The organism is Novosphingobium sp. Chol11 (assembly GCF_945870625.1).
Taxonomy (GTDB): Bacteria; Pseudomonadota; Alphaproteobacteria; order Sphingomonadales; family Sphingomonadaceae; genus Novosphingobium.
In genome coordinates this window covers 1-8,048 of sequence record NZ_CAMBTS010000125.1, presented here as the reverse complement: position 1 = coordinate 8,048, position 8,048 = coordinate 1, and the positions used below count along the sequence as shown (strand labels likewise).

The following is an 8,048-nucleotide window of genomic DNA, read 5'->3' as shown; positions in this document are numbered from 1 at the left end:
AGGCCAGCATTGACTCAAAGCTCCAGCGCGGCAGCGTGGCCGCTTGCCCAGGCCCATTGGAAGTTATAGCCGCCCAGCCACCCTGTAACATCGACTGCCTCGCCAATCGCGTAAAGGCCGGGCACATTTCGCGCCGCCATGGTCTTTGAAGAGAGTTCGGCAGTGCTGATGCCCCCTGCGGTCACTTCGGCTTTGGCATAGCCTTCGCTGCCGTTTGGCACGAACTGCCAATTGGCCAACTGCGCTTCGGCCGCATGAAGCGCGGCGTCGGGCGTGTTGCCAAGCTCGGCTGTCAGCATCAGGCGCTGCGCAAGGGCCACGGCAAGCCGCTCTGGCAGGCTTTCAGCGAGCAGCCGGGGCACATGCGCGCGAGGTCTCGCCCGCTTCGCCAGCGCCAGCCAGCCTTGCGACTGGTCGGGCAGAAAATCGATCCCCACGGGCTCGCCGTGCCGCCAATAACTCGATGCCTGCAAGATCGCTGGCCCCGACAGGCCCCGATGGGTGAAAAGCGCCGCCTCCCGAAACGCTGCCTTGCCCGCACTGGCCACCACTTGGGCCGAAACGCCTGAAAGCTCGCGGAACAATCGCTCGTTCTCGGGCAAAGTGAGCGGCACCAGCGCCGGGCGCGGCTGCACCACCTTCAGCCTGAACTTCCGCGCCAGCTCGTAAGCAAATCCGGTAGCGCCCATCTTGGGAATGCTGGGGCCGCCGGTCGCTATAACCAGCGCGCGGGCGGACAAGCTGGCACTGCCAAAGCTTACGCGAAAAACCCCCTCACTATGGTCGACCGCGCCGATGGATTGGCCGCATCTCAAATCGACGCCGCCGCTCCGGCATTCTTCGAGCAGCATCGCGACGATTTGCTTGGCCGAGCCATCGCAAAACAGCTGCCCCAGCGCCTTTTCATGCCATGCGATGCCGTGGCGTTCGATCAGTTCAAGGAAATCGGATGGGGTGTAGCGGCTCAACGCAGAACGGGCGAAGTGCGGGTTTTCGGAAAGATAGCGATCCGGCGCGGTTTGCAGATTGGTGAAATTGCAGCGTCCGCCGCCCGAGATCAGGATTTTTTTGCCCGGGGCCTCGGCATGATCGAGCAGCGCAATCCGCCGCCCCCGTTGCCCCGCCACTGCTGCACAAAAAAGCCCTGCAGCGCCTGCGCCCAGAATGATGGCATCATAATTGGCATCCATCGCTGTGCCGTATCACACTCTGTAGCGGCGCGCTCGCCCGCAAAGACGGGCGGCCCAAGACGTTACTCTGCCTGAGGCCCCGGCCTTTGCCGGGGCACTGGATCACATGTGCAGCGCGCGGCCATAGGCCGAAAGCACCGATTCGTGCATCGCCTCGCTCAAGGTTGGGTGCGCAAAGACTGTGTGCATCAGCTCGGCTTCGGTCGTCTCCAGCGTCTTGCCAACGACATAGCCCTGAATCAGTTCGGTCACTTCCGCGCCGATCATGTGCGCGCCGAGCAATTCCCCGGTCTTAGCATCGAAAACCGTCTTGATGAAGCCTTCGGATTCGCCCAGCGCAATCGCCTTGCCATTGCCGATGAACAGGAAATTGCCGACTTTCAGCTCGTGCCCGGCCTCGCGCGCTTTGGCCTCGGTCATCCCGACACTGGCCACTTGCGGATGGCAATACGTGCAGCCGGGGATGTTGTTGCGGTCCATCGGGTGCGGATGAACCTCGGTGTTGCCAAGCTCGGCGGCGATGGCTTCAGCGGTGATCACGCCTTCATGGCTCGCCTTGTGCGCCAGCCACGGGCCGTCGGTCACATCTCCGATTGCCCAGATGCCCGGCACATTGGTGCGGCAATAAGCGTCGGTCTTGATATGCGAGCGCTTGTCCGGCTCGACCTTGCAGGTCTCCAGCCCGATGTTCTCGACATTGGGCACGATCCCCACTGCGACGATCACATGGCTGAACTCGGCATCGAGGATCGCCCCGTCCTGCTGCTTGATCTTCGCCTTCACCCCGGTCTCGCTCGTTTCAAGCGACTGGACACCAGCGCCGGTCATGATCGACATGCCCTGCTTGGTCAGCGCCTTCTGCAGGAAAGCGGAAACATCAGCATCTTCCACTGGTACGATGCGGTCCATCATCTCGACGACCGTCACTGCTGCGCCCATGTCGTTATAGAAGCTGGCGAACTCGATCCCGATCGCGCCCGATCCGATCACCAACAGCTTGCTCGGGATCTCGGCCGGCACCATCGCATGGCGATAGGTCCAGATGCGCTTGCCGTCTGCCTTGGCGAAGGGCAGCTCGCGCGCGCGGGCTCCGGTAGCGATGATGATGTGCTTGGCTGCCAGCGTTTCGGTGCCCTTGTCGCTGGTCACTTCCAGCTTGCCGGGCGCGAGCAGCTTGCCATTGCCCATGTAGACCGTGATCTTGTTCTTCTTCATCAGGTGGGTAACCCCCTGATTGAGCTGCTTGGCCACCGCGCGCGAGCGCTTCACCACCGCGCCCACATCGGCGCGCACGTTGTCTGCTGCCAGGCCATAAGCGGCTGCATGCTTCATGTGGTTGAAAACTTCGGCCGAGCGCAGCAGCGCCTTGGTCGGGATGCAGCCCCAGTTGAGGCAGATGCCGCCCAGCACCTCGCGCTCGACAATCGCAGCCTTGAGGCCCAATTGCGCCGCACGGATCGCCGCGACATAGCCGCCGGGGCCCGATCCAAGGACGATGACGTCGTACGATTCTGCCACGCGATTGCTCCTTCAGGCCGATCCTAGTCGGCCAACCTCTAGCGCCGCGCCAGAAGCGCGCTGCTCATGAAAATGTCAGGCCACCAGTGCAAGCGGCGCTTCGATCAGCGATTTGAATGCCTGCATCAGCTGCGCGCCCTCCGCCCCGTCGATGGCGCGGTGGTCGAAGCTGCCTGTGGCGGTCATCACCGTGGCAATGCCCAATGCATCGTCGATGACATAAGGCCGCTTGTCGCCCGCGCCGATCGCCATGATCATGCCCTGCGGCGGATTGATCACCGCGTCGAACTGCTTAATGCCAAACATGCCCAGATTCGAAAGGCTGGCGGTGCCGCCCTGATACTCATGCGGCTGCAGTTTGCCCTGCTTGGCGCGCGCGGCCAGATCGGTCATCTCTTTCTGGATGGTCGAGATCGACTTCACGTCGGCCCCGGTCACGATCGGCGTGATCAAACCGCCAGCGATCGACACCGCCACCGAGATGTCCGCGCGAGAATACCGGATCAGCTGGTCGCCGGCAAAGCTCACATTCGCATCGGGCGCGAGCATCAGCGCTTTGCCCAGCGCCTTGATCATCAGATCGTTGACCGAAAGCTTGATCCCTTGCGCGCCCAGTGCGGCATTGAGCTCGGTGCGCAGCTTGAGCAACGCATCGAGGCGGATGTCGACAGTCAGGTAGTAATGCGGAACAGTCGCCTTCGCCTCGGTCAGGCGGCGGGCGATGGTCTTGCGCATGGTCGAAAGCTTGACCGCTTCGTGCGGGATGTCGGTCGCTAACGGAGCAGGCGATGGTATAGCCGCCGCCAGAGGTGCTGGTGCAAAGGAAGCTGCTGGCGCTGAGATCGGCGCGGCAACAGGCGATCCAAGCGCGCCATCCAGATCGGCTTTCACGATCCGCCCATGCGGGCCGCTGCCAGTGACACCGGCCAGATCGATGCCCTTGTCCAAGGCAATCCTCTTGGCCAGCGGGCTGGCGATCACGCGCTCATTCGCCGGCATCGCCGCCACCGGAACAGGAGCGGATGCGACAGGCACAGAAACGACGGGGGCCGCAACCGGGGCCGCAACCGGAGCCGCAGGCGGGACTTCCACAACCGGCGCAGGAGCGATTTCCTGGGCATTTGCTGCCGGAGCCGCCGCACTTTCATCATCACCCGCAATTGTCGCAATCACGGTGCCGACTTTGACGCCCTCGCTGCCCTCGCTGACATCGATCGAGACGACCACGCCCTCATCCACCGCCTCGAACTCCATCGTCGCTTTGTCGGTTTCGATTTCGGCCATGATATCGCCCGAAGATACCCGGTCGCCCACTTTGACGAGCCATTTGGCGAGCGTGCCTTCTTCCATCGTCGGTGAAAGCGCGGGCATCTTGATCGTGATGGGCATGAGCGGTTCTTTTCCGTTCTGGTCGCTTGGCTCGTGTCTTCGGCGCTTCAGGTCAACTGTATCCGGTCTTTTCCGCAATGCCGCAGCATTGTCCGCATCGCCAGCCCTGATGCACGCATTGCGGGTCTTTCGCCACCGCGCCATGCCGGGTCAAGTGGCAAGGCGCTTGCCCCGCATACGAATTATGCCATTAGCTATGACCAGCCAGAATGAGAACGCGGCATTGGAGGGGCAATCGGATGGACGCCAATCAAGCGGATAGGGCGCAGCGCGTCTATCTGGTGATTATGGATGAAACCGAGGAAGCCCGGCGCGCCTTGCGCTTTGCCGCCCGGCGCTCCGTGCGCACCGGTGGTACTGTGCATATCCTCGCGCTCGTGCCGCGCCAGGAATTCGTGGTGTTTGCCGGCATCCAGGCGACCATCGAGGCCGAAGCCCGCGAACGCGCCGAGGTGCTGGTAACGACCGCCGCCGGCAGCCTCGCCAGCGAATCAGGGCTGACACCGGTGATCTCGGTCCGCAATGGAGATGGCCCCAATGTCGTGCGCGCTTACCTGGCCGAGCATCCCGAAGTCTCGGCGCTTGTCCTCGGTGCCGCCGCCGAGGGCAACCCCGGCCCCCTGATCAGCTATTTCGCCGGAAACGCCGGAAGCTTGCCCTGCGTTTTGATGATTGTGCCCGGCCTTGTCGATGAAGAGGGCATCGACGCGTTCAGTTGAGGTGTCGGCGATTGCAGAGATGTCAACAGCAGCGCCCGTTTGAGCGGCTTTGGCGGGGTTTCAGTCTGGTAGCTTATCGGCAAAGCATCGCCAGCAGATCAATGGCCCATCTTCATTATCTATTCGCTCGCCCACTTGAATGAAGCCGTTGCGCGCCAGCACCCGCTGTGAAACCTCGTTTTCGAGGCTGGTTTCCGCCGTCAGTGCCACCACATTAGGGGCTTCGCGAGCCCATGTCACAATCTCGCTGACGGCATGTCCAGCAAAGCCACGGCCCTGCCTGCTGGGCGCAATCCCATATCCGATGTCGATTACGCCGTTGCTCGGCGGACGGGTCACAGAACACAAGCCAACGACCTCACCGGCATTGACGATGAGCCAGGAGGCCGGGGCAAAAGTCTGCCGCACATTTGCCGCGACCTCGGCTAACATCTGCAACACTGGTGTGGGAGCGATTTGCGTATCCGGCAGACTAAACGAACGCGGCGCAAATATCAGCTCAACATAATCCTCGTCTGTTGTCTCTACGATCATTCGTGCTCTCGATTAGAAAGTAGCGCGCCAAGGCGATGTCTCGGCGAGAAGCGCAAGCAAGCTATCGTCCGGCCGTATGCTTGAAAGTCATCTAGGCGCCAAAGCTACTTCCGCCGCCCCTGATGGCGGATGTTGCCCGGCCGCCCGCGCGCGCCGCTAGTGTATTTTCCCGAAGGTTTCGGGCGCGGCTCATAGCGCCCCTCGTTCCTCGCCCCGCGCGCCTCGATCCGCTGGCTCCCTTCCGGAAGATCGACCGGCTCGAACTTGAGCGCCCCGGTCAACGGATTGGCTTCGGCGAGGCGCAACTTGAGCATCATGCCCATCGCGAACGTCTCGCCGGTCTGCTCGCCCACCAGAACTTGTGCCTTCTCATCGTAGCCGAAGCGCTCTGCGCCCAAGGTGGAGATCGGCACCAGCCCATCGCCGCCAAGGCCAATGATCGTGGCGAACAGGCCGAATTTCTGTACGCCGGTGACGCGCGTATCGAACACTTCGCCCACGCGCGCCGAAAGCCACGCCGCAACATAACGGTCGATGGTGTCGCGCTCGGCCTCCATCGCGCGGCGCTCGGTCATGCTGATCGCCTCGCAAATGCGCGTCAGATCGTCGCGGTCGCGGTCTGAAAGCCCCGAGGTCGGCGGGATGCCCGATGCCGCCGGGCGCGGCTGCTCCAGTTGCCAGCCATCGACCAGCGCGCGGTGCACCAGCAAATCCGAATAGCGCCGGATCGGCGAGGTGAAGTGCGCATAGCTGCCCAGCGCAAGGCCGAAGTGCCCGGCATTGCGCGGGCCGTAATAGGCCTGCGTCTGGCTGCGCAGCACTGCCTCCATCACCAGCGCGCGCTCCGCATCGTCAGTCACGTCTTTAAGCATGCGGTTGAACAGGCCCGGCGTGACCACTTGCCCGAGCGCCAGCGATTTACCGAACGTCGCCAGATAGTCCTTCAGCGCCACCAGCTTCTCGCGGCTTGGCGGCTCGTGAATGCGATAAACGACCGGCGCGACCTTGGCCTCGAGCGCCTTGGCCGCCGCCACATTGGCGGCGATCATGAAGTCTTCGACCACGCGGTGCGCATCGAGCCGCTCGCGCAGCGCAATCTCGGTGATCTTGCCTTGCGCATCCAGAACGACGCGCCGCTCTGGCAGTTCGAGCGCGAGCGGATCGCGGTCATCGCGCGCGCGAGCGAGCAACCGCCACGCTGCCCACAGATTGACGAGGTTCGCCGCAGCCTCGCCCGCATCGATGCGCCGCTGCGCTTCTTCATAGGCCAGCACTTCGGAAATGCGGACCAGTGCCCGCGTAAAGCGCCAGGCGATGATCCGCCCGCCCGAATCGATGGTCAGGTGGCACGCCATCGCGGCCCGGTCTGCACCCACTTTCAAAGAGCAGACATCCGCGCTGAGCACTTCGGGCAGCATCTGCACCACGCGGTCGGGAAAATAGGCCGAGTTGCCGCGCTTGCGCGCTTCGCGGTCGACCGCGCTGCCCGGCCGCACGTAAAAGCTGACATCGGCGATGGCGACCACCGCGCGAAACCCGCCCGCGCCGTCGGGTTCGGCCCAGATCGCATCGTCGTGATCGCGCGCATCGCTGGGATCGATCGCCACGATCGGCAGCGCGCGCAGATCCTCACGCTTCTCCTCGCTCAGCGGGAGCTTGGCCGCAATCGCAGCTTCGGTCAGCGCTTCTTCGGGAAACACAAACGGGATGCCGTGTTTGTGAATCGCAATCAGGCTGAACGCACGCGGCGCCAGCGGATCGCCGAGCACTTCAGTCACCTTGTAGCCCGCGCGCAGCGAGCGCCCGGTCGGTTCCGCCAGCACCAGCTGGCCATTCGCCGCCCCGCCCAGATCGGAAATCGGCACGGCATTGCGCACGCGCTTGTCGACCGGGGCGAGCCAGCCCTTCCCCGCCCCGTCGAATTCCACCACCCCCAGCACTTGTTCGGTGCGCGTGGGCAGCTTCTTCATCGGATGCGCGATCAGGCCCCGCCCGGCGTCCTCGGTGCGCGCGAGCACCCGGTCGCCCACTTTGAGCGCGGCCTCGCGGCTGCGCGCCTTGCCCTTGGGTTCAATGATGCGCAGGCGCGGCGGCGGCGCGCCGTCATCGGGTTGCCAGCTGTCCGGGATCGCCAGCGGCTGGCCATCCTCGATTTCCATCACGCGCAGCACGGTGACTTTAGGCACCCCGCCCATGCGGTGAAACGCGCTGCGATTGCCATCGATCAGGCCTTCTTCGGCCATGTCCTTGAGCAGCGCCTTCAAGGCGATCTTCTCCGTGCCTTTCAGTCCGAACGCCTTGACCAGTTCGCGCTTGCCCGCCGGCTCTTCGGCCTGCGCCAGAAAGTCGAGCACCTGCTGGCGTGTCGGCATCCCATCAGGACCGGTAGGTGTCAGTTTATGAGCCATGCCGCGCACCTGAGCGTTTGCGCCGCAATTGGCAAGCGCGCCGCCCCAAGGGTCAAGGCTGTGCCGTGCCCAACGGTGCAAAGTCACCGCCGGGCAGCGCTGCGGCAATCGGGCTTTCTGCGCCATCGGCGGCCCGGGCGCTTACGCCAAAAATCCAGTCATCGCCGCGCACCCCGTCAAGCCGCAGCCGGGTCGCCGCCGTGGTCTCGCCAACTTTCTCTTGCCAGCTCGGCGCATCGGTGCGCCGCCGCCACACAGCGTATCCGGCCGCGCCCGCCACTGGCGTCCAG

6 protein-coding genes and 1 pseudogene are annotated in these 8,048 nt (G+C 63.8%); 1 reads left to right on the top strand and 6 read right to left on the bottom strand.

Translation table 11 applies throughout. From position 1 onward, the window contains the following. Positions 1-14 precede the first annotated feature (14 nt). The 3 genes from Q0O40_RS14440 to Q0O40_RS14430 form a co-directional block, all read right to left on the bottom strand. Positions 15-1,190, bottom strand: a complete 1,176-nt coding sequence (locus Q0O40_RS14440; RefSeq protein WP_295531351.1) for an NAD(P)/FAD-dependent oxidoreductase — start codon at positions 1,188-1,190, stop codon at positions 15-17. A 102-nt stretch (positions 1,191-1,292) separates the two neighbouring features. Further along, positions 1,293-2,708 carry a dihydrolipoyl dehydrogenase gene (gene lpdA / locus Q0O40_RS14435; protein WP_295531349.1) on the bottom strand — a complete coding sequence of 472 codons (1,416 nt, stop codon included), beginning with the start codon at positions 2,706-2,708 and terminating at the stop codon, positions 1,293-1,295. Between the two features lie 75 nt (positions 2,709-2,783). After that, a complete protein-coding gene (locus tag Q0O40_RS14430) occupies positions 2,784-4,097 on the bottom strand; it encodes a pyruvate dehydrogenase complex dihydrolipoamide acetyltransferase (protein WP_295531346.1) in 1,314 nt (437 codons plus the stop codon). 239 nt (positions 4,098-4,336) lie between these two features. On the opposite strand from Q0O40_RS14430, the gene Q0O40_RS14425 reads away from it, so the two are divergent. Further along, the gene (locus Q0O40_RS14425; protein WP_295531343.1) at positions 4,337-4,816 is read left to right on the top strand and encodes a universal stress protein; all 480 of its coding nucleotides are present in this window, start codon (positions 4,337-4,339) and stop codon (positions 4,814-4,816) included. 60 nt (positions 4,817-4,876) lie between these two features. Here Q0O40_RS14425 and Q0O40_RS14420 read toward each other — a convergent pair whose 3' ends face one another. The 3 genes and pseudogenes from Q0O40_RS14420 to Q0O40_RS14410 all read right to left on the bottom strand — a co-directional run. Then, entirely contained in the window at positions 4,877-5,350 is a 474-nt protein-coding gene (locus Q0O40_RS14420) for a GNAT family protein (protein ID WP_295531341.1), read from the bottom strand. 104 nt (positions 5,351-5,454) lie between these two features. Then, positions 5,455-7,758, bottom strand: coding sequence for a ribonuclease R family protein (locus tag Q0O40_RS14415; protein WP_295531338.1), 2,304 nt, complete (start codon positions 7,756-7,758; stop codon positions 5,455-5,457). Positions 7,759-7,810: 52 nt separating this feature from the next. After that, positions 7,811-8,048: pseudogene (locus tag Q0O40_RS14410) on the bottom strand (peptidase M28); the annotation flags it as partial.

What these genes read in the sequence shown, in the direction of transcription:
- Q0O40_RS14415 (WP_295531338.1), bottom strand. Translation starts at nt 7,758, where the DNA reads ATGGCTCATAAACTGACACCTACCGGTCCTGATGGGATGCCGACACGC.
- Q0O40_RS14440 (WP_295531351.1), bottom strand. Translation starts at nt 1,190, where the DNA reads ATGGATGCCAATTATGATGCCATCATTCTGGGCGCAGGCGCTGCAGGG.
- Q0O40_RS14430 (WP_295531346.1), bottom strand. Translation starts at nt 4,097, where the DNA reads ATGCCCATCACGATCAAGATGCCCGCGCTTTCACCGACGATGGAAGAA.
- Q0O40_RS14420 (WP_295531341.1), bottom strand. Translation starts at nt 5,350, where the DNA reads ATGATCGTAGAGACAACAGACGAGGATTATGTTGAGCTGATATTTGCG.
- Q0O40_RS14425 (WP_295531343.1), top strand. Translation starts at nt 4,337, where the DNA reads ATGGACGCCAATCAAGCGGATAGGGCGCAGCGCGTCTATCTGGTGATT.